General features: G+C 61.0%; 20 protein-coding genes. 17 read left to right on the forward strand and 3 right to left on the reverse strand.

Annotation, left to right across the window (positions count from 1 at the left end; genetic code table 11):
* Nucleotides 1-345 precede the first annotated feature (345 nt).
* The 3 genes from ACFOKJ_RS00505 to ACFOKJ_RS00515 form a co-directional block, all read right to left on the reverse strand.
* Complete coding sequence (locus tag ACFOKJ_RS00505) at nt 346-1,215, reverse strand: Tim44 domain-containing protein (RefSeq protein ID WP_390276024.1); 870 nt, start codon at nt 1,213-1,215, stop codon at nt 346-348.
* A gap of 65 nt (nt 1,216-1,280) precedes the next feature.
* Nucleotides 1,281-1,982: a tRNA (N6-threonylcarbamoyladenosine(37)-N6)-methyltransferase TrmO gene (gene tsaA, locus ACFOKJ_RS00510; protein ID WP_390276025.1), complete on the reverse strand. Its 702-nt coding sequence runs from the start codon at nt 1,980-1,982 to the stop codon at nt 1,281-1,283.
* Between the two features lie 86 nt (nt 1,983-2,068).
* On the reverse strand, nt 2,069-2,821 hold the full coding sequence (locus ACFOKJ_RS00515; protein WP_390276026.1) for a GNAT family N-acetyltransferase: 753 nt from the start codon (nt 2,819-2,821) through the stop codon (nt 2,069-2,071).
* Nucleotides 2,822-3,017: 196 nt separating this feature from the next.
* Here ACFOKJ_RS00515 and mnmG point away from each other — a divergent pair, with 196 nt between their 5' ends.
* The 17 genes from mnmG (at nt 3,018) to ACFOKJ_RS00600 (ending at nt 19,462) form a co-directional block, all read left to right on the forward strand.
* A complete protein-coding gene (gene mnmG / locus ACFOKJ_RS00520; RefSeq protein ID WP_390276027.1) occupies nt 3,018-4,910 on the forward strand; it encodes a tRNA uridine-5-carboxymethylaminomethyl(34) synthesis enzyme MnmG in 1,893 nt (630 codons plus the stop codon).
* A gap of 111 nt (nt 4,911-5,021) precedes the next feature.
* Complete coding sequence (rsmG, locus tag ACFOKJ_RS00525) at nt 5,022-5,648, forward strand: 16S rRNA (guanine(527)-N(7))-methyltransferase RsmG (RefSeq protein WP_390276028.1); 627 nt, start codon at nt 5,022-5,024, stop codon at nt 5,646-5,648.
* Nucleotides 5,645-6,436, forward strand: a complete 792-nt coding sequence (locus tag ACFOKJ_RS00530) for a ParA family protein (protein ID WP_390276029.1) — start codon at nt 5,645-5,647, stop codon at nt 6,434-6,436. Before rsmG ends, ACFOKJ_RS00530 begins: the two co-directional genes overlap by 4 nt.
* 2 nt (nt 6,437-6,438) lie before the next feature.
* Nucleotides 6,439-7,302 carry a ParB/RepB/Spo0J family partition protein gene (locus ACFOKJ_RS00535; protein WP_390276030.1) on the forward strand — a complete coding sequence of 288 codons (864 nt, stop codon included), beginning with the start codon at nt 6,439-6,441 and terminating at the stop codon, nt 7,300-7,302.
* Between the two features lie 92 nt (nt 7,303-7,394).
* Nucleotides 7,395-7,778 carry an ATP synthase subunit I gene (locus ACFOKJ_RS00540; protein ID WP_390276031.1) on the forward strand — a complete coding sequence of 128 codons (384 nt, stop codon included), beginning with the start codon at nt 7,395-7,397 and terminating at the stop codon, nt 7,776-7,778.
* Nucleotides 7,768-8,577, forward strand: coding sequence for a F0F1 ATP synthase subunit A (gene atpB / locus ACFOKJ_RS00545; RefSeq protein WP_390276032.1), 810 nt, complete (start codon nt 7,768-7,770; stop codon nt 8,575-8,577). Before ACFOKJ_RS00540 ends, atpB begins: the two co-directional genes overlap by 11 nt.
* A 64-nt stretch (nt 8,578-8,641) precedes the next feature.
* Nucleotides 8,642-8,929, forward strand: a complete 288-nt coding sequence (gene atpE, locus ACFOKJ_RS00550) for a F0F1 ATP synthase subunit C (RefSeq protein ID WP_174876065.1) — start codon at nt 8,642-8,644, stop codon at nt 8,927-8,929.
* Between the two features lie 47 nt (nt 8,930-8,976).
* On the forward strand, nt 8,977-9,447 hold the full coding sequence (locus tag ACFOKJ_RS00555; protein ID WP_390276033.1) for a F0F1 ATP synthase subunit B: 471 nt from the start codon (nt 8,977-8,979) through the stop codon (nt 9,445-9,447).
* Nucleotides 9,448-9,454: 7 nt separating this feature from the next.
* Complete coding sequence (locus ACFOKJ_RS00560; RefSeq protein WP_390276034.1) at nt 9,455-9,991, forward strand: F0F1 ATP synthase subunit delta; 537 nt, start codon at nt 9,455-9,457, stop codon at nt 9,989-9,991.
* Nucleotides 9,992-9,999: 8 nt separating this feature from the next.
* Nucleotides 10,000-11,541, forward strand: a complete 1,542-nt coding sequence (atpA, locus tag ACFOKJ_RS00565; protein ID WP_088966114.1) for a F0F1 ATP synthase subunit alpha — start codon at nt 10,000-10,002, stop codon at nt 11,539-11,541.
* A 43-nt stretch (nt 11,542-11,584) separates the two neighbouring features.
* Nucleotides 11,585-12,451, forward strand: coding sequence for a F0F1 ATP synthase subunit gamma (atpG, locus tag ACFOKJ_RS00570; RefSeq protein ID WP_390276035.1), 867 nt, complete (start codon nt 11,585-11,587; stop codon nt 12,449-12,451).
* A gap of 41 nt (nt 12,452-12,492) precedes the next feature.
* Nucleotides 12,493-13,887 (forward strand): F0F1 ATP synthase subunit beta, encoded by a 1,395-nt coding sequence (gene atpD / locus ACFOKJ_RS00575; RefSeq protein WP_390276036.1) that lies wholly within the window; start codon nt 12,493-12,495, stop codon nt 13,885-13,887.
* Nucleotides 13,888-13,902: 15 nt separating this feature from the next.
* Complete coding sequence (locus ACFOKJ_RS00580) at nt 13,903-14,325, forward strand: F0F1 ATP synthase subunit epsilon (RefSeq protein WP_088966117.1); 423 nt, start codon at nt 13,903-13,905, stop codon at nt 14,323-14,325.
* A gap of 117 nt (nt 14,326-14,442) precedes the next feature.
* Nucleotides 14,443-15,807, forward strand: coding sequence for a bifunctional UDP-N-acetylglucosamine diphosphorylase/glucosamine-1-phosphate N-acetyltransferase GlmU (glmU, locus tag ACFOKJ_RS00585; RefSeq protein WP_390276037.1), 1,365 nt, complete (start codon nt 14,443-14,445; stop codon nt 15,805-15,807).
* Nucleotides 15,808-15,978: 171 nt separating this feature from the next.
* The gene (locus ACFOKJ_RS00590) at nt 15,979-16,779 is read left to right on the forward strand and encodes a DeoR/GlpR family DNA-binding transcription regulator (protein ID WP_390276038.1); all 801 of its coding nucleotides are present in this window, start codon (nt 15,979-15,981) and stop codon (nt 16,777-16,779) included.
* A 3-nt stretch (nt 16,780-16,782) separates the two neighbouring features.
* A complete protein-coding gene (glmS, locus tag ACFOKJ_RS00595) occupies nt 16,783-18,612 on the forward strand; it encodes a glutamine--fructose-6-phosphate transaminase (isomerizing) (protein ID WP_390276039.1) in 1,830 nt (609 codons plus the stop codon).
* 445 nt (nt 18,613-19,057) lie between these two features.
* Nucleotides 19,058-19,462 carry a hypothetical protein gene (locus ACFOKJ_RS00600; RefSeq protein WP_390276040.1) on the forward strand — a complete coding sequence of 135 codons (405 nt, stop codon included), beginning with the start codon at nt 19,058-19,060 and terminating at the stop codon, nt 19,460-19,462.
* Nucleotides 19,463-19,547 lie beyond the last annotated feature (85 nt).

The following is a 19,547-nucleotide window of genomic DNA, read 5'->3' on the forward strand; positions in this document are numbered from 1 at the left end:
CGAGCAGGTTAAGGGGGCCACCTCGGCCCCCTTAACGATCCCCGGCTCCGGCTGGCTCTATCTGGGGCTGCTCGAAACCCCGTGCAGAAAGGCACGCCCCAGGCGCCGCCGAACTCGCCGCGCGCGAACGTCGCACGGCTCAAACATAGCGGCGCCTTAAAACCTGGGGCGCACCCTTTTGCCCGGCTCGCGCCAACGGGTTCAGGGCACATCGATATTGTTTTAGCGCCAGATACGGATGGGCAGATTCTAAAAGCGCCCACCACCGGTGGCCGGGTTGGCCGCATTACCATCAGCCACGAAAAAAGGCGCCTTGCGGCGCCTTTTTGCTGGTTACAGTCCGGATTAGTTCTGCTGGATACCAGCTACCAGCCACTTGCCGTTGCTATCGTCTTTCAGGTAGTGCCAGGTTTCGCTGAACGGCACAGCCGCCGCGCCCACGCTTTCGCTGACCTGGCCATGAAAGCGCACGCTGCAGATCATGCGGCCTGCCTCGACGGTAGCTTCCACCACCTGGCAATCCAGCTGCGGGAAGTCGGCCGGCTCGGTATTGGCGGCAATGTCTTCCTTCAGCGCCTGGAACAGGTCCGGAGTCATGTACTTGCGCACTTCCTCCAGACTGTCGGCAGAGTTCAGGTTCTGCAGGTGCAGGAAGGTGGCCTTGGCCTGACGCAGGAAGTGCGGTACCTCGGTGCCATCCGGCAGGCGTTGCAGGCTGGCTGGCGGCGGGGTGATGCCGCTACCGCCAAACTGCTGGTTGCCGGAACCGATCGGCGGAATATTGCCGGCACCGGCCGGCTGGAACTGCATCGGCTGCGCGTTCAGCGGCTGCGGTGCGCGGCGCATCTGCTGGTTGGCCGCACGGCGGCGCAGGAAGGACAGCAGTGCCAGACCTGCCAGCGAGCCGCCAATTACCGCCAGCCACGGGAAGCCGCCATCGTCGTCGCCCAGTGCCGAGCTGAGCAGGTAGCCGGCAGCGGCACCCGCGGCGCCGGCGGCTACCATGCCACCGATGCCGGAGCCTTTCTGTTGCGGCGCGGCCTGTACCGGCGCCTTGCCCGGAATGGCATTCTGTTGCTGGAAGGTCTGGGTGGGTGTGCTGCGTTGCATACCGGCGCTTTTGCCTTTGCCGATGCGTGCGGCCTCGGCAAACGGGCTGGCCAGTACGGTGATGAGGGAGAGGGCCACTACGGTCGTCTTCACTCGGGAATTCATTGTTTTTTCTCCAGTGTGGGCTGCTTGCAAAGGCAAGCAGCGGCTCGGACAGTGCCGAACCAGCATTAGTTCTGGGCGGGGGTGACAATTTCAAGCACGGTGACGACATCTCCCTGCACGCCGAAGCGTACATCGCAGTGCGCGAGGCGGATGCCATACACCCGTGCCGGGTCGTCCTGATAGGCCGGGCGCGGGTCTTGCGCCAGCACTTCGTCTATCAGTGCGGCCAACCACGGCGGGGTGTCGGCCCAGGAGGCCAGGTCGGCACGGGCGCGCGGGCTCCACTGCACCGTCAATTGTGGCGGTGGGCCGTCGACAAAGCCGCCACGCGCTTCCGGCCTGGCTTCCACGAACGGGATATAGGGCTTGATATCCAGTACCGGCGTGCCATCCAGCAGGTCGGCGCCGGCCAGCTGCAGGGTGACACCAGTGCTGGTGTCGATGCCCTTTAGCTCCACCAGTGACAGACCCAGCGCGTTGGGGCGGTGGGTGGCGCGGCTGGCGAACACGCCCACCTTGGCATTGCCGCCCAGTCGCGGCGGCCGCACCAGCGGCTGCCAGCCGCGGGCGGCGGTTTCATGGAATACGAAGCTCAGCCAGACGTGCGAAAACGCTTCTAGCCCGCGCACGCAGTCGGGCTGGTTGTAAGGCGGCAGCAATTCCAGCGTTACCGGGGCCGAGGGCGCCAGTGCCGGCTGGCGTGGAATGCCGAATTTTTCCTGGTACGGCGAGTGGATCACGCCGATGGTGTCGAGTTCGAAGCGCATGGCGCGATTGTAGCCGATGCGCCGCTACGCCAAGACAAGGTTGGCCGCAGGGCATGCGGCCAACGTTTGTCAGCAGATCGTGGGCTTCAGGCGGCGAAGTGCTTCTGGTGGCGTAGATCCAGCCGGCTCATCGGCAGCAGCATGAAGAAGTCGGCGCAGTTGAAATCCGGGTCCCAGGCCGGCTCGCCGCACACCCAGGCGCCGGCGCGCAGGTAGCCCTTGATCAGCGGCGGCAGCGGCACCGGGGCGGAATCGTCCACCACCTTGTCCAGCGGCAGCGCCAGGTGTGGCGTCACGTGCCATTCCGGCGGTGCCAGGTGCTTGCCTTCCAGTTGGCGATACAGGCTTACTGCCTGGTGGCCGCCGTCGGCCAGGCTGACGCTGGCGCAGCCGGCCAGGTACTGCCCGCCCTGCTGACGCACGTAGTCGGCAAGGCCGGCCCACAGCATGGCGATCACCGCGCCGCGGCGGTAGTCCTTGTGCACGCAGGAGCGACCCACCTCGATGATGTGGTCTCGGATGCCGGCCAGGCGGGCGAGGTCGAATTCATGTTCGGAATACAGGTTGGGCAGTGCGTGCGCCTTGGCCGGCGACAGCATGCGGTAGGTACCCACCACCTTGCCGCTGGTGTTGTCTTCCACGATCAGGTGGTCGCAGTGGGCATCGTATTCGTCGCGGTCGATGCCGTCGGCGGCGCTGGCCAGCTGTGCGCCCATTTCCCCGGCAAACACCTGGTAGCGCAGCTTCTGCGCGCGGCGGATGTCCTTGTCGCTGCGGGCGAGGCGGACGCTGAGTTTGCCGGCCGGAGCCAGCAGCTGCTGTTCGCTGAGATGTTGCATGCGGCTTTCCCGTAATGAAGGTGCCGGTTCATGCTAGGGGGCGCTGTTGACAGCCACATGTCGTGACGGTGACGGTTCGATGACGCCGCAGAATGCCCATGAGGCGGGCATGGCAAAGAAAATCAATGACTTACAATGTGCAAGATTTGGCGTACAATGCCCGGTTCCGTTTTTTGTCTTTGCCTGTACACAGCTTATGATCTACCCGACGACCTTTGACGTGATTGTGGTGGGCGGCGGCCACGCCGGCACCGAAGCCGCGCTGGCAGCAGCGCGCATGGGTTGCAGCACCCTGCTGCTGACGCACAACATCGAAACCCTGGGCCAGATGTCGTGCAACCCGTCCATCGGCGGCATCGGCAAAGGTCATCTGGTGAAGGAAGTGGATGCGCTGGGCGGCGCCATGGCACTGGCCACCGACATCGGCGGTATCCAGTTCCGTACCCTCAACGCTTCCAAAGGCCCGGCGGTGCGCGCCACCCGCGCCCAGGCCGACCGCATCCTGTACAAGGCAGCCATCCGCGAGATGCTGGAAAACCAGCCCAATCTCACGCTGTTCCAGCAGCCGGTGGACGATTTGCTGATCGAAGGCGAGCGCGTGGCCGGTGCCATCACCGCCATCGGTCTCACCTTCCGCGCCAAGACCGTGGTGCTGACTGCCGGTACCTTCCTGTCCGGCAAGATTCACGTTGGTATGGAAAATTACACTGGCGGCCGTGCCGGCGACGAAGCGGCTTCCACGCTGGGCGCGCGCTTGCGTGAACTGAACCTGCCGGTGGGCCGCCTCAAGACCGGCACCCCGCCGCGAATTGATGGCCGCAGCATCGATTTCTCGGTGCTGGAAGTGCAGCCGGGCGATACACCGGAGCCGGTGTTCTCCTACCGCGGCAGTCGCGCCATGCACCCGAAACAGCTGCCGTGCTGGATTGCGCATACCAATCAGCAGACTCACGACATCATCCGCAGCGGCTTTGACCGCAGCCCGATGTTTGCCGGTGTTATCGAAGGTGTCGGCCCGCGCTACTGTCCGTCGATCGAAGACAAGATCAACCGCTTCGCCGACAAGGACAGCCACCAGGTATTTCTGGAGCCGGAAGGCCTGACCACCCACGAGTTCTACCCCAACGGTATTTCCACCAGTCTGCCGTTCGACATCCAGCTGGCGGCGGTGCGCTCGATTCGCGGCCTGGAAAACGCGCACATCCTGCGCCCGGGTTATGCCATCGAGTACGACTACTTCGACCCGCGCGGGCTGAAATCCACGCTGGAGACCAAGTCCATTCAGGGCCTGTTCTTCGCCGGCCAGATCAATGGCACCACCGGCTACGAAGAGGCGGCGGCGCAAGGTCTGCTGGCCGGCCTTAATGCCGGCCTGTACGCCCGCGAGCAGGACGGCTGGTGTCCGCGTCGCGACGAAGCCTATCTGGGCGTGCTGGTGGATGACCTCTCCACCATGGGCGTGTCCGAGCCGTATCGCATGTTCACCAGCCGCGCCGAGTTCCGCCTGCAGCTGCGCGAAGACAACGCCGACCTGCGCCTGACCGAGGTTGGCCGCAAGCTGGGTCTGGTGGGCGATGCGCAGTGGGACGCCTTCTGCCGCAAACGCGACGCAGTGGAAGCGGAAAAGCAGCGCCTGGGCAGCACCTGGGTGCATCCGGCCAAGATCCAGCCGGGCGAGGACGAGCGCATCGTCGGCCAGAAGCTGACACGCGAATATTCGCTGGCCGACTTGCTGCGCCGCCCCAACGTGGCCTACAGCGAGCTGATGACGCTGTCGCTGGCAGGGGAGGGCGTCAGCGACGAGGTGGTAGCCGAGCAGGTGGAGATCCAGATCAAGTACCAGGGCTACATCGACCGCCAGAACGAGGAAGTGGCGCGCCGCGAGCAGCTGGACGATGTGAAGCTGCCGGCCGACATCGACTACGCGCTGGTGAAGGGGCTGTCCAAGGAAGTGTCGCAAAAGCTCAACCAGCATCGCCCGGAAACCCTGGGCCAGGCATCGCGCATCCAGGGCATTACCCCGGCGGCGGTGGCGTTGCTGCTGGTGCACCTGAAGCGGGGATTTGCCGACGCGCGCAGCGCTGGTTGATTCAGAAAAAATGCTGCAGTGCGCTCCGAAGTGCCGACTTCGGGGCGCATTTGTTTTTGATACCCGTTACAATCGGACGATCCACGAATTCCGACATTCATTGCAAACGACATGACGCACCGCGCAGACATCAACGCCGGCCTGGCCGCCATCGGCCTGGCACTGAGCGAACAGCAGATCGACCAGCTTGAAGGCTACCTGGGCTTGCTGGCCAAGTGGAACCAGACCTACAACCTCACCGCCATCCGCGAGGAAGAGCGCATGGTCAGCTACCACCTGCTGGATAGCCTGACCCTGGTGCCGCAGCTGGATGGAGGCACCCGTCTGCTGGACGTAGGTTCCGGTGGCGGCATGCCGGGAATCCCGGCTGCCATCGCCCGCCCGGATCTGCACGTGGTGTTGCTGGATGCCAACCACAAGAAAACCACCTTCCTGCGCCAGGCCGTCATCGAGCTGAAGCTGCCGAACGTGGAAGTGATCACCGGCCGGGTAGAGGCCTACCAGCCGGAACAGAAATTCGATCGCATCACCAGCCGCGCCTTTGCCGAGCTGGCCGATTTCGTCAAGCTTTCGCGCCACCTGCTGGCCGACGGCGGCCAGTTCGTGGCCATGAAGGGCGTGTACCCGTACGAGGAAATCGCCCAGCTGCCGGAAGGCTTCGGCGTGGCGGAAGTACGCCCGCTGCTGGTGCCGGGCCTGGAGGGCGAACGTCACCTGGTGCGCGTGGTAGCAAAATGACAGCCCGCATCATCGCCGTTGCCAACCAGAAAGGTGGAGTCGGCAAGACCACCACGGTGGTCAACCTGGCGACCGGCCTTGCCGAACAAGGCCGGCGGGTGCTGATCGTCGACCTCGACCCGCAGGGCAATGCCACCATGGGCAGCGGCATCGACAAGAGCGATCTGCCGCTGTCGGTGTATCACGTGCTGCTGGCGGAAAACAGCATCGAGGAAGTGCGCCGCCCGGCCAAGGAAGGCGGCTATGACGTGCTGCCGGCCAACCGCGACCTCTCCGCTGCCGAAGTGCAGCTGGTGCAGGAACTGGCACGCGAGGCGCGGCTGAAGAATGCACTGGAGCTGGTGGCGGATCAGTACGACTACGTGCTGATCGACAGCCCGCCGTCGCTCAACCTGCTCACCCTCAACGGGCTGGTGGCGGCGCAGGGCGTGCTGATTCCCATGGTGTGCGAGTACTACGCGCTGGAAGGTCTCACCGACCTGGTGGGCACGTTGCGCAAGGTGCGAGCTGCCGTCAATCCGCGTATCGAGATCATGGGCCTGCTGCGCACCATGTTCGATGCGCGCAGCAATCTGTCACAACAGGTATCGGAACAACTGGCGCGCCACTTCGGCGACAAGGTGTTCGATACCGTGGTGCCGCGCAATATCCGGCTGGCGGAAGCGCCCAGCCACGGGCTGCCCGGCATCGTCTACGACCGCACCGCCCGGGGCTCGCAAGCCTATCTCGCGCTGGCCGGCGAACTCATCGCCAGGCTGGAACCGCAACCCGTTTCTACCGAGCAATAACCATGGCCAAACTGAAAGGACTCGGGCGCGGCCTGGACGCGCTCCTCTCCACAGTGGAAGCGGCGGACGACCGCCTCACCACGCTGCCGCTGAACCGCATCCGCCCCGGCAAATACCAGCCGCGCAGTTTCATCGCCGACGCAGCGTTGCAGGAGTTGGCCGCATCCATCCGGGCACAGGGCGTGATTCAGCCGGTGGTGGTGCGCGAGGTCGGTCTGGGGGATTACGAGCTGATTGCCGGCGAGCGTCGCTGGCGTGCCAGCCAGCTGGCCGGGCTGCAGGAGATTCCGGCGGTGGTGCGCAGCGTGGCCGACGATGCCGCGCTGGCGATGGCGCTGATCGAGAACATCCAGCGCGAAGACCTGGACCCCATCGAAGAAGCGCGCGGCATCAAGCGCCTGATCGACGAGTTTGCGCTGACCCACGAAGCCGCAGCCGAGGCGCTGGGCCGCTCACGCAGTGCGGTGAGCAACCTGCTGCGCTTGCTGGCGCTGCCGCAACCGCTGCAGGACATGCTGCACCAGGGGCAACTGGAAATGGGGCATGCCCGCGCGCTGCTGCCATTGCCGGTGATCGAGCAGGTGGCGCTGGCGCAGGAGATCGTGGCTGCGGGCATGACGGTGCGCGAGGTGGAGCAGCGTGTGCAGCAGCAGCCGGAAATGGCAAAGCCAGGTAGCAAAACCGCCATGGCGGCACGTCGCGATCCGGATATCGACCGCCTGGCCGAACTGCTGTCGGACCGCCTGGGTATGTCGGTGTCGTTTCGGCATTCCGGCAAGGGCCGCGGCAAGCTGATCATCGATTATGCAAGCCTGGATGAACTTGACGGGCTACTGGAAAAACTTCAAGCAAAATCAAGCGGCTGACAGCTTGGTTACAATTATCCAGATGACGGGCGGCAAAGTTGACGCTCTCGTCACCCCAAGCCTATAATCGCTCGATTTTTTCAGATTCAGACATGATTAATCCGGACGCCAAGCGCGTACTGCGCGCGCAGGTCAGACTAACCCTGCTGGCCATGCTGGTGAGTGTACTCATCGCCGGCGCAGTGCCCAGTGTTCCGATGTCTGTGCTGATCGGCGGGCTATGTGCTATCTTGCCCGCCCTGCTTTATGTGCGGATTGCCGGCAAGGTGCAGCGGGCAGCGCCGCCGGAACTGATGCGGGCGCACTACCAGGCAGAGGCACTGAAGTTTGTTGCCACTGTTCTGTTATTTGCGGGTACGTTCGCATTTTTCAAGGATTTATCCGTAGCGGGACTGTTTGGCGGCTATATCGCCGCGACATCCGGCTACTGGTTCGGGCTTTTGAGCAATAATCGAGACCAACGCAATGGCAAGTAACGCAACTGAGTACATTCAGCACCACTTGACGTTCTGGAACTCCTCGCACGAGGGCGGTTTCTGGAGTCTGCACGTCGACACCTTCTCCATCTCCCTGCTGCTGGGCTTCCTGTTCGTGGGCATCTTCGCCAAGGTTGCCCGCAACGCTAAACTGGAAAACCCGGGCCGTCTGCAACTGTTTGTAGAGTCCATCGTCGAGATGGTGGATACCCAGGTGAAGGAAATCTTCCACGCCAAGAGCAAGGTTATCGCCCCGCTGGCGCTGACCATTTTCTGCTGGGTGTTCCTGATGAACGCCATGGACATGCTGCCGGTGGACCTGCTGCCGTGGATCGCCGGCAATATCGGCGCCGCACTGGGCCACGACCCGCACCACGTGTACTTCCGTGTGGTACCGTCCGCCGACGTGAACGCCACTTTCGCCATGTCGCTGTCCGTGATGCTGTGCATCATCGGCTTCTCCATCGCAGCCAAGGGCCTGGGCGGCTGGATCAAGGAGCTGTTCACCGCACCGTTCCATGCCGAAAGCCTGCCGATGATCATCATCCTGGCACCGGTGAACTTCGCGTTCCAGCTGGTGGAACTGGCGGCCAAGCCGATCTCTCTGGCGCTTCGTCTGTTCGGTAACATGTACTCCGGCGAACTGATCTTCATCCTGATCGCACTGCTGCCGTGGGGCGTGCAGTGGCTGCTGGGTGCGCCGTGGGCCATCTTCCACATTCTGGTTATTACCCTGCAGGCCTTCGTATTCATGATGCTGACCATCGTGTACCTGAGCCTGGCTGTAGAGCATCACTGATTTTAGTTGTTTTTTTTAGTACCTTTTCTCAAACCATCCTTGCATTAATTTTTAGGAGAATTAAATGGAAGCTCTCGTTTCTCAGATCCAGTCCATGACCGCTCTGGCTGCTGCCCTGATCATTGGCCTTGGCGCTATCGGTACCGCTCTGGGCTTCGCCATCCTGGGTGGCAAGTTCCTGGAGTCCTCCGCTCGCCAGCCGGAACTGATCCCGGTTCTGCAAACCAAGCTGTTCATTATCGCTGGTCTGCTGGACGCCATTTCCATGATCGGTGTGGGTGTTGCCATGCTGTACACCTTCAACAACCCGTTCCTGACCGCCGCTGTAGCAGCTCTGAAAGCTGGCGCTTAATTTTTCGGAAACGGTTGTTGTCGTAACCACACTGGAGGAAAACAAGCGTGGAATTCAACGTAACACTACTGGGCCAGGCGATCACTTTCGCCATCCTGGTATGGTTCACCATGAAGTTTGTTTGGCCTCCGCTTACCAACATGATGGAAGAGCGTGCCAAGCGAATCGCTGATGGCTTGGCCGCTGCAGAACGCGGCAAACAAGATCTGGAAGCTGCTGAAAAGCGCGTAGCTGACGAACTTCGCCAAGCCAAGCAACAGGCTACCGAACTCGTACTCGCTGCTGAAAAGCGCGCTAGCCAGATCGTGGAAGAAGCCAAAGACGCAGCCCGCACCGAAGGTGCGAAGCTGGTGGCTGACGCCAAGGCGCTGATCGATCAGGAAGTGTTGCGTGCCAAGGAAGCCCTGCGTGAGCAGGTTGCTGGTCTGGCCGTAGCCGGTGCGGAAAAAATCCTGCGCAAAGAGATCGACGCTGCCAAGCACGCGGATCTGTTGGCCTCCATCAAAGCGGAGTTTTAATTAACTCATGGCAGAACTCATTACCGTAGCAAGGCCCTACGCCGAAGCGGTATACAGCCTCGCCACCGAGCAGCAGACCCTGAATCAGTGGTCGGAAGCTCTCGCGTGGCTGGCTGCCATGGTGGCGAACCCGGACGTGGCGAAAGTCGTCACCAACCCGAAACATACCGCGCAAGAGATTGAGGCGCTGTTGTTTGACGTGCTGGGTGATAAGGCAAGCGGCGAAGTGCGCAACTTCGTAGTGACCCTTATCGACAACCGCCGTCTGACGCTGCTGCCGGAAATCGCCGCACAGTTCGAAGAGCTGAAAGCACAAGCTGAAGGTGCCCTCGACGCCATCGTCGAATCCGCCTTCCCGCTGAACGACGCCCAGCAAGCCGAACTGGCCGCAAGTCTCAGTCAGAAATACGCCAAATCCGTACGTGTAGACGTGCGTGAGGTGCCGGAGCTTATCGGCGGCGTACGTATCCTGATTGGTGATGACGTGATCGATGCATCCGTCAGCGGCAAACTGCAGGCAATGGCCGCAAGCCTCAAGAACTAGGAGAGATCATGCAGTTGAACCCCTCTGAAATCAGTGACCTGATCAAGGCCAAGATTCAGAACCTGTCCGAAGGCGTAGAGACCCGTACCAAAGGTACCGTGATCTCCGTAACCGACGGCATCGTTCGTATCCATGGTCTGACAGACGTCATGCAGGGTGAAATGCTCGAATTTGCGGGCAACACCTTTGGCCTGGCCATGAACCTGGAGCGTGACTCCGTAGGTGCCGTGATCCTGGGCGAGTACGAGCACATTTCCGAAGGTCAGGAAGTGAAGTGCACCGGCCGCATTCTGGAAGTGCCGGTTGGCCGCGAACTGGTTGGCCGCGTGGTAAACGCGCTGGGTCAGCCGATCGACGGCAAGGGCCCGATCAACGCGTCCGCAACTTCCCCGATCGAAAAAATTGCTCCGGGCGTTATTGCCCGTCAATCGGTTTCGCAGCCGATGCAAACCGGCCTGAAGTCCATCGACTCCATGGTTCCGGTTGGCCGCGGTCAGCGTGAGCTGATCATTGGCGACCGCCAGACTGGTAAGACCGCTGTTGCACTGGACGCGATCGTTAACCAGAAGGGCACTGGCGTTATCTGTATCTACGTAGCCGTAGGTCAGAAAGCGTCTTCCATCGCCAACGTGGTACGCAAGCTGGAAGAGCACGGCGCCATGGGTCACACCATCGTTGTTGCCGCTACCGCTTCCGAAGCTGCCGCCCTGCAGTTCATCGCTCCGTACTCCGGTTGCGCGATGGGCGAATTCTTCCGTGATATCGGTGAAGATGCCCTGATCGTATACGATGACCTGTCCAAGCAGGCTGTTGCCTACCGTCAGATCTCCCTGCTGCTGCGCCGCCCGCCGGGCCGCGAAGCTTACCCGGGCGACGTTTTCTACCTGCACTCCCGTCTGCTGGAACGCGCTTCCCGCATCAATGCGGACGAAGTAGAGAAGCTGACTGCTGGCGCCGTGAAAGGCAAGACCGGTTCCCTGACCGCACTGCCGATCATCGAAACCCAGGCTGGTGACGTTTCCGCATTCGTTCCGACCAACGTAATTTCCATTACCGACGGTCAGATCTTCCTGGAAACCGATCTGTTCAACGCAGGTATCCGTCCGGCGATTAACGCCGGTATCTCGGTATCCCGCGTGGGTGGTGCCGCTCAGACCAAGGTAATCAAGAAGCTGGGTGGCGGTATCCGTCTGGCCCTGGCTCAGTACCGTGAACTGGCAGCGTTCTCGCAGTTTGCTTCCGATCTGGACGAGGCAACCCGCAAGCAGCTGCAACACGGTGAAGTGGTTACCGAGCTGATGAAGCAGAAACAGTTCTCCACCCTGTCTACCGCCGAAATGGCGCTGACCCTGTGGGCGGTGAACAAGGGTTACTACGAAGACGTACCGGTGAAGAAGGCTCTGGCTTTCGAAGCAGCCTTCCTGGCATACGTTCGCGCTAATCACGCCGACGTGCTGACCGCTACCGACGCTTCCGGTGACCTGTCTGCCGACAACGAAAAAGTACTGGCCAAGGCGATCGAATCGTTCAAGGCTGGCTACAGCTTCTAAGCTGAGTCTTTCGGATACCTCGAGTTAAAGAAAGGTTCAGGATATGGCAGTCGGTAAAGAGATTCTCACCAAGATCCGAAGCGTGCAGAACACGCAGAAGATCACCCGCGCTATGCAAATGGTGTCGACCTCCAAGATGCGCAAAACGCAAGAGCGTATGCGCGCTGCCCGTCCTTACGCCGAGAAGGTGCGTTCCGTTATGGCGCACCTGGCTTCGGCCAATACGGATCTGGAGCACCCACTGCTTGCCCGCCGCAGCGAGATCAAGCGTGCCGGCATTATCGTTGTTACCTCGGACAAGGGTTTGTGTGGTGGCCTCAACGCCAACATCATCAAACGCTTCTACGGCAAGGTAACCGAACTGCAAGCACAAGGCGTGGATGTGCAGGTATGTGCACTGGGCCAAAAAGGCCTGGCTGCCAGCCAGCGCGCCAAGCTGAACGTTGTGGCAAGCGCAGTGCATCTGGGCGATGTGCCCAAGATGGACAAACTGATTGGCCCGCTTACAGTGCTGTTGAAACAGTACGCTGAAGGCGAACTGGATGCGGTTTATCTCGTGTACTCCCGTTTCATCAACACGATGAAGCAGGAGCCGGCGCTGGAACAGTTGCTGCCCTTGAGCGACGAGCACATGGTTGTAGAGCACGCCCATGCTTGGGATTACGTGTACGAACCTAGCGCCGTCGATGTCATGGAGTTTCTGGTCAAGCGTTACCTGGAATCCGTCGTGTATCAGGCTGTGGCCGAAAACATGGCTTCCGAACAGGCTGCCCGTATGGTGGCCATGAAGGCAGCAACGGATAACGCCGGTAACGCGATCAAGCAACTGCGTCTGGTTTATAACAAGTCACGTCAGGCGGCAATTACCAAAGAGCTGTCGGAAATCGTGTCTGGCGCCGCAGCGGTATAACCGTCGCAGACTGTAAAAGTTTATTGAGTTAGGAACCGATAATGAGCCAAGGCAAAATCGTACAAATCATTGGCCCGGTGGTCGACGTGGAGTTTCCGCGCGACGCCATGCCAAAGGTTTATGATGCCCTGAAGCTGGTTGACGCCGACCTGACGCTTGAAGTCCAGCAACAGCTGGGCGACGGCGTGGTGCGCACCATTGCTATGGGTAGCTCGGACGGCCTGAAGCGTGGCATGGCAATCACCAACACCGGTGCACCGATTTCGGTACCGGTTGGCGCCGCCACTCTGGGTCGTATCATGGACGTACTGGGCAACCCGGTTGATGAAGCCGGCCCGGTAGCTGCCGAACAGACCCGCGCCATTCACCAGGCTGCACCGAAGTTCGACGAACTGTCCGCCGCCACCGAACTGCTGGAAACCGGCATCAAGGTGATTGACCTGCTGTGTCCGTTCGCCAAGGGCGGTAAAGTTGGTCTGTTTGGCGGTGCCGGTGTGGGCAAGACCGTGAACATGATGGAGCTCATCAACAACATCGCCAAGGCGCACAGCGGTCTGTCCGTGTTCGCCGGTGTGGGTGAGCGTACCCGTGAAGGTAACGACTTCTATCACGAGATGAAAGAGTCGAACGTTCTGGACAAAGTGGCCATGGTTTACGGCCAGATGAACGAACCGCCGGGTAACCGTCTGCGTGTTGCGCTGACCGGTCTGTCCATGGCCGAGCACTTCCGCGACGAAAAAGACGCCAACGGCAAAGGCCGTGACGTTCTGTTCTTCGTGGACAACATCTACCGTTACACCCTGGCTGGTACCGAAGTGTCCGCGCTGCTGGGTCGTATGCCGTCCGCGGTAGGCTACCAGCCGACCCTGGCGGAAGAAATGGGCCGTCTGCAGGAACGTATTACCTCGACCAAGGATGGTTCCATTACCTCCATCCAGGCCGTATACGTACCTGCCGATGACTTGACCGACCCGTCCCCGGCTACCACCTTCGCCCACCTGGATGCGACCGTGGTTCTGTCCCGTGACATCGCGTCGCTGGGTATCTACCCGGCCGTTGACCCGCTGGACTCCACTTCCCGTCAGTTGGACCCGCTGGTTGTAGGCGACGAGCATTACTCCGTTGCCCGCGGCGTGCAGTCCACCCTGCAGAAGTACAAGGAACTGCGTGACATCATCGCGATTCTGGGTATGGATGAACTGTCTGAAGAAGACAAGCTCACCGTATACCGTGCGCGTAAGATCCAGCGCTTCCTGTCGCAGCCGTTCCACGTAGCTGAAGTATTTACCGGTTCCCCGGGCAAGTACGTTCCGCTGAAGGAAACGATCAAGGGCTTCAAGGCGATTCTCAGCGGCGAATACGACCACCTGCCGGAACAAGCGTTCTACATGGTTGGCGGTATCGACGAAGCTGCGGAAAAAGCCAAGACCCTGTAATCAAGGAGACGGCTCATGGCCAAGATGCATGTGGAAGTGGTCAGCTCCGAGCAGCAGATCTACTCCGGCGAAGCCGAGTTTCTGGTTGCGCCGGCGCTGGAAGGCGAAATCGGTGTTTACCCACGTCACGTGCCGCTTCTGACCCGTATCAAGCCTGGTGTACTGCGTCTGACAGTACCGGGCAGCAAGGACGAAGTGTTGGTGGCTGTTTCCGGCGGTCTGCTGGAAGTACAGCCCACCCACATCACCGTTCTGGCCGATACGGCGATCCGCGGTGAGGATCTCGACGAAGCTCGCGCCAACGAGGCCAAACGTGCTGCCGAGGAATCCCTCAAGCACGCTACCGACGACCTGGATACGGCGAAGGCTCACGCTGCTCTGGCAGCCGCCATCGCCCAGCTCAAGGCGCTGGAATACCTCCGCAAGCGCGTGCACTGATAACGCGAAAGCGTTGGTGTATAGTCGCAGGCTGCCACGCAAGTGGCAGCCTTTTTCATTTCTGCAAAGCCCCGCATAATGTCGGGCTATCTACATAGAATTGTCGCGGACGCATTCATGGAATCCCTCAGCGTAGTCATTCTTGCTGCCGGTAAAGGCAAGCGCATGTATTCGGCCCTGCCCAAGGTGCTGCACCCGATTGGCGGCCAACCCATGCTGGCACGGGTTATCGCTACCGCCCGCCAGCTGCAGCCGGCCAAGATCGTGGTGGTGTACGGCCACGGCGGCGAGCAGGTACGCGCCACCATTCAGGATGCCGACGTGGAATGGGCGTTGCAGGCCGAGCAGCTGGGCACCGGCCATGCGCTGAAGATGGCATTGCCGCACCTGCCCAAGGATGGCCATACCCTGGTGTTGTACGGCGATGTGCCGCTCACCAGGCTGCAGACCCTGCAGCAACTGTTGGCAACCGCAGAGGGCGGCATGTCGCTGCTCACCGACGTACTGGCCGATGCCAGCGGCTATGGCCGCATCGTGCGTAATGCCGATGGCGACATCGTGGCCATCGTGGAAGACAAGGACTGCAACGCGGAGCAGAAGGCGATCCGCGAGATCAACACCGGCATGCTGGTGCTGCCGAACGCGCGGCTGGAAGGCTGGCTGTCCGAGCTGCGCAACGGTAACGCGCAGGGCGAGTATTACCTCACCGACGTGATTGCGTTGGCAGTGCGCGACGGCATCGCGGTACCGGGCGTGACCGTGGCTGCCAGCTGGGAAGCTGCTGGCGTGAACAACAAGCTGCAACTGGCAGAGCTGGAGCGTCAGCTGCAACTGAACCAGGCGCGTGCGCTGCTTACTGCAGGCGTTACCTTGGCCGACCCGGCGCGCATCGATATCCGCGGCCAACTTGAGCACAGCGAAGACGTCAGCATCGACGTGGGCTGCGTGTTCGAAGGCAAGGTAACACTGGGTGCCGGCGTGCAGATTGGCGCCTACTGCGTGCTGAAGAATGTCACGGTTGCTGCTGGTACCCGCATCGCGCCGTACTCGCATCTGGAAGATGCCGAAGTGGGTGCCGGCTGTCAGCTGGGCCCGTACGCGCGCCTGCGCCCGGGCGCCAAGCTGGCCGATCACGTGCACATCGGCAACTTCGTGGAAGTGAAGAAGAGCACCATTGGCAGCGGCTCCAAGGTGAACCACCTTACCTACATTGGCGATGCCGACATCGGCAGCAAGGTGAACGTGGGTGCCGGCACGGTCACCTGCAACTATGATGGCGTGAACAAGTTCCGCACCACCATCGGCAACGGCGTGTTCGTTGGCTCCGGCAGCATGCTGGTAGCGCCGGTAACGCTGGAAGACGGCGCTACCATCGGTGCCGGTTCGGTGATTACCCGCACCGCGCCGTCCGAGCAGCTGACCGTGGCGCGCGCCAAGCAGCTGACCGTGCCCGGCTGGCAGCGTCCGCAGAAGAAGAGCTGATACTGCTCAGCGCCATAAAAACCGCCCAGGCTAATGCCGGGCGGTTTTTTCTTGCCTGCTTTATCAGCAAAGGTTGGCCGCAGAACAGCTGTCCACAAAGTCAGCAAACCGGACTTGTGCCGGTCAAATTTCGCTGATATATTTCGCAAAACTTTCGAAACGAAACATTGCATGACCAAGCGAAACACACAGCAACGTCGTCACGCCATTGTCGCCCTGGTGCAGGAGCGCGGCGAAGTCAGCGTCGAAGAGCTGACCCGCAGCTTTGCTACCTCCGAAGTGACTATCCGCAAGGATCTGGCGCTGCTGGAAACCGGGGGCCTGCTGCTGCGGCGTTATGGTGGCGCGGTGTCGCTGCCGGCGGAAATGGTCAATGCCGGCGACCCGAGCAAAGTTTCGCAACGAAAGCTCGCCATCGCCCGCGCAGCGGCGGAACGCATCCGCGACCACAACCGCATCATCATCGATAGTGGCACCACCACCAGTGCCATGATCCCGCTGCTGGGTCATAAACGCGGGTTGATCGTGATGACCAATTCGCTGAACGTAGCCGGTGCGCTGCGCGAGCTGGAAAACGAACCCACGCTGCTGATGACCGGCGGCACTTGGGACCCGCATTCCGAATCGTTCCAGGGGCAGGTGGCCGAACAGGTGCTGCGCTCCTACGATTTCGACCAGCTGTTCATCGGTGCCGACGGTATCGATCTAGCGCGCGGTACCACCACCTTCAACGAACTGGTTGGGCTGTCGCGGGTGATGGCCGAAGTCGCGCGCGAAGTGGTGGTAATGGTGGAGTCCGACAAGATCGGCCGCCGCATTCCCAACCTGGAGCTGCCGTGGGAGCGCATCCAGACCCTGGTGACCGACGACGCGCTGTCGCCGGAAGCTCGGGACAGTATTCAAGCCAAGGGGGTGACACTGATCTGCGCACCGTCGCACACCCCAATGCAACCAGACTCTGTTAGGAGATAAAACATGTGCGGCATCGTCGGCGCCATCGCCAACCGTAATATCGTTTCCGTACTGGTAGAGGGCCTGAAGCGCCTGGAATACCGTGGCTATGACTCGTCCGGCATCGCCGTGCATGCCGGCAGCCAGATCACCCGCGTACGCAGGGTTGGCCGCGTGGCCGAGATGGAAGCCGCCGCACAGGCTGACAATGTGCAGGGCCAGCTTGGCATCGGCCACACCCGCTGGGCGACCCACGGCGGCGTGACCGAATACAACGCCCACCCGCATGTGTCGCACGGCCTGATCGCCGTGGTGCACAACGGCATCATCGAAAACCACGAAGTGAAGCGTGCCGAACTGAAAGCCGCTGGCTACCAGTTCGAATCGCAGACCGACACCGAGGTGATCGCCCACCTGGTGCACCAGTACTATCTGCAGGAAAAAGACCTGTTCCGCGCCGTGCACAAGGCCACCCGCGAGCTGACTGGTGCCTACGCCATCGGCGTTATCGCGCTGGACCGCCCGGACGAGCTGGTATGCGCGCGCATGGGCTGCCCGCTGCTGATCGGCCTGGGTGAGGGCGAGAACTTCATCGCCTCCGACGTCTCTGCCATTCTGTCCGCTACCCGCCGCGTACTGTTCCTGGAAGAGGGTGACATCGGCCACCTCACCCGTGACGGCGTGAAGCTGATCGACAAGGACGATCAGCCGGTGGAGCGCAAGGTGCATGTGTCCGACGTGTCGCTGGCCTCGCTGGAGCTAGGCCCATACAGCCATTTCATGCAGAAGGAAATCCACGAACAGCCCAAGGCGCTGTCCGACACCATCGAAGTGGTGCTGGACGACGGCTTTGTGCCGGAGCTGTTCGGCGCCGCTGCGGCCAACGTATTGCCGGCACTCACCGGCGTGAAGATCCTGGCCTGTGGCACCAGCTACTACGCTGCCCTTACCGCCAAATACTGGATCGAAAGCATTGCCGGTGTGGTGTGCGATGTGGAAATCGCCAGCGAATACCGCTACCGCGCCGCCTTCGCAGACCCGCAGCACCTGGTGGTGACCATCTCGCAATCCGGCGAAACACTGGACACCATGGAAGCGTTGAAATACGCGCGCAGCCTGGGCCACCAGCACGCGCTGTCCATCTGCAACGTACGCGAATCGGCGATTCCGCGTGCCTCCGACCTGGTGTTCTACACCCGTGCCGGTGCCGAAATCGGCGTCGCTTCCACCAAGGCCTTTACCACCCAGCTGGTCAGCCTGTTCGCGCTGGCTGTTACTCTGGGCAAGGTGCGCGGCCGTGTCAGCACCGAGCAGGAAACCCAGTACCTGGAAGAACTGCGCCGCCTGCCGGGTAGCGTGCAGCACGCGCTGAACCTGGAACCGCAGATCACCGCCTGGTCACAGCAGTTCGCCGCCAAGAACGATGCACTGTTCCTCGGCCGTGGCCTGCACTACCCGATCGCGCTGGAAGGCGCGCTGAAGCTGAAGGAAATCTCCTACATCCACGCCGAGGCTTACCCGGCCGGCGAACTCAAGCACGGCCCGCTGGCGCTGGTGGACGAGAACATGCCGGTGGTGGTGATCGCCCCCAACGACGTGCTGCTGGAAAAGGTGAAGTCCAATATGCAGGAAGTGCGCGCCCGCGGCGGCGAGCTGTTTGTGTTTGCCGATGCCGATAGCCACTTCAGCGAATCCGACGGCGTACACGTGATCCGCACCCCGCGCCACGTCGGCATCCTTAGCCCCATCGTGCACTCCATTCCGGTTCAGCTGCTGGCCTATCACGTGGCACTGGCGCGCGGTACCGACGTGGACAAGCCGCGTAACCTGGCAAAGAGCGTGACGGTGGAGTAAATGCTTGTAACGGTGCTGACTACACCGAATGAAGTCTGTCGGATCCGAATAAAGTTCGTCGGAGTCTGAGTAAGTAGAGGGGGCCATCGGCCCCCTCTACTTTTTTGGGGGGGGGGGGCACGGTGTGGGGAGGCCGGAGGGTGGCATGCGGGGCTGCTGTTTTTCAGTCATGGCAGACTTTGGGCCGGCAGTCAGGTACTGGCTCCTAAAGCGTGAGCGCACTCTTTCAACCTGGCTGTTCAAATCTTCAAAATAACTGCTTCGAATTCTTCCGATTTGTTCTAATGAATATAATAACTATAGTTACTACATGGCAGTGCAGAACACGCAGGCCTGAGCAGTCCGACCCAAGACTTATGGATTGCATGCAAGACAAAACAAGCTTGGCAACTGAATACATTGGCACCTGAGCTTGAAACCAAATATTGATTACAAGGATATGACCATGAACAAACTGGTACTGATTGCTTCTATTTTTGCTGTGTTTACCACTGCGGCACAGGCTGAAACCGTTGCCCAACGCGAGAACGGTGGCAACCTCTTCATCGCCAAGCGTGACGGTGGCGACACCCCGTACATCGCCAAGCGTGACGGTGACGACACCCCGTACATCGCCAAACGTGATGGTGACGACACCCCGTACATTGCCAAGCGTGACGGTGATGACACTCCGTACATTGCCAAGCGTGACGGTGGCGATACCCCGTACATCGCCAAGCGTGACGGTGACGACACCCCGTACATTGCCAAGCGTGACGGTGACGACACCCCGTACATCGCTAAGCGTGATGGTGACGACACCCCGTATATTGCCAAGCGTGACGGTGATGACACTCCGTACATTGCCTAACGCGGAGCAGCTTTTGATAGTGGCGGATTAAGTGAGCAACAAAAGGAAAAGCCCGCACATGCGGGCTTTTCCTTTTTGAGTGCCA

It is taken from the genome of Vogesella amnigena, assembly GCF_042648905.1.
GTDB lineage: Bacteria > Pseudomonadota > Gammaproteobacteria > Burkholderiales > Chromobacteriaceae > Vogesella > Vogesella amnigena.

Excerpts from the sequence above, each read along its gene's own strand:
- ACFOKJ_RS00515 (WP_390276026.1), bottom strand. The coding sequence starts at position 2,821 with ATGCAACATCTCAGCGAACAGCAGCTGCTGGCTCCGGCCGGCAAACTC.
- tsaA (WP_390276025.1), bottom strand. The coding sequence starts at position 1,982 with ATGCGCTTCGAACTCGACACCATCGGCGTGATCCACTCGCCGTACCAG.
- ACFOKJ_RS00540 (WP_390276031.1), top strand. The coding sequence starts at position 7,395 with ATGATTAATCCGGACGCCAAGCGCGTACTGCGCGCGCAGGTCAGACTA.
- atpD (WP_390276036.1), top strand. The coding sequence starts at position 12,493 with ATGAGCCAAGGCAAAATCGTACAAATCATTGGCCCGGTGGTCGACGTG.
- rsmG (WP_390276028.1), top strand. The coding sequence starts at position 5,022 with ATGACGCACCGCGCAGACATCAACGCCGGCCTGGCCGCCATCGGCCTG.
- glmU (WP_390276037.1), top strand. The coding sequence starts at position 14,443 with ATGGAATCCCTCAGCGTAGTCATTCTTGCTGCCGGTAAAGGCAAGCGC.
- ACFOKJ_RS00590 (WP_390276038.1), top strand. The coding sequence starts at position 15,979 with ATGACCAAGCGAAACACACAGCAACGTCGTCACGCCATTGTCGCCCTG.
- ACFOKJ_RS00535 (WP_390276030.1), top strand. The coding sequence starts at position 6,439 with ATGGCCAAACTGAAAGGACTCGGGCGCGGCCTGGACGCGCTCCTCTCC.
- ACFOKJ_RS00560 (WP_390276034.1), top strand. The coding sequence starts at position 9,455 with ATGGCAGAACTCATTACCGTAGCAAGGCCCTACGCCGAAGCGGTATAC.
- ACFOKJ_RS00600 (WP_390276040.1), top strand. The coding sequence starts at position 19,058 with ATGAACAAACTGGTACTGATTGCTTCTATTTTTGCTGTGTTTACCACT.
- atpA (WP_088966114.1), top strand. The coding sequence starts at position 10,000 with ATGCAGTTGAACCCCTCTGAAATCAGTGACCTGATCAAGGCCAAGATT.
- glmS (WP_390276039.1), top strand. The coding sequence starts at position 16,783 with ATGTGCGGCATCGTCGGCGCCATCGCCAACCGTAATATCGTTTCCGTA.
- atpE (WP_174876065.1), top strand. The coding sequence starts at position 8,642 with ATGGAAGCTCTCGTTTCTCAGATCCAGTCCATGACCGCTCTGGCTGCT.
- ACFOKJ_RS00505 (WP_390276024.1), bottom strand. The coding sequence starts at position 1,215 with ATGAATTCCCGAGTGAAGACGACCGTAGTGGCCCTCTCCCTCATCACC.
- atpB (WP_390276032.1), top strand. The coding sequence starts at position 7,768 with ATGGCAAGTAACGCAACTGAGTACATTCAGCACCACTTGACGTTCTGG.
- ACFOKJ_RS00580 (WP_088966117.1), top strand. The coding sequence starts at position 13,903 with ATGGCCAAGATGCATGTGGAAGTGGTCAGCTCCGAGCAGCAGATCTAC.
- mnmG (WP_390276027.1), top strand. The coding sequence starts at position 3,018 with ATGATCTACCCGACGACCTTTGACGTGATTGTGGTGGGCGGCGGCCAC.
- ACFOKJ_RS00530 (WP_390276029.1), top strand. The coding sequence starts at position 5,645 with ATGACAGCCCGCATCATCGCCGTTGCCAACCAGAAAGGTGGAGTCGGC.
- atpG (WP_390276035.1), top strand. The coding sequence starts at position 11,585 with ATGGCAGTCGGTAAAGAGATTCTCACCAAGATCCGAAGCGTGCAGAAC.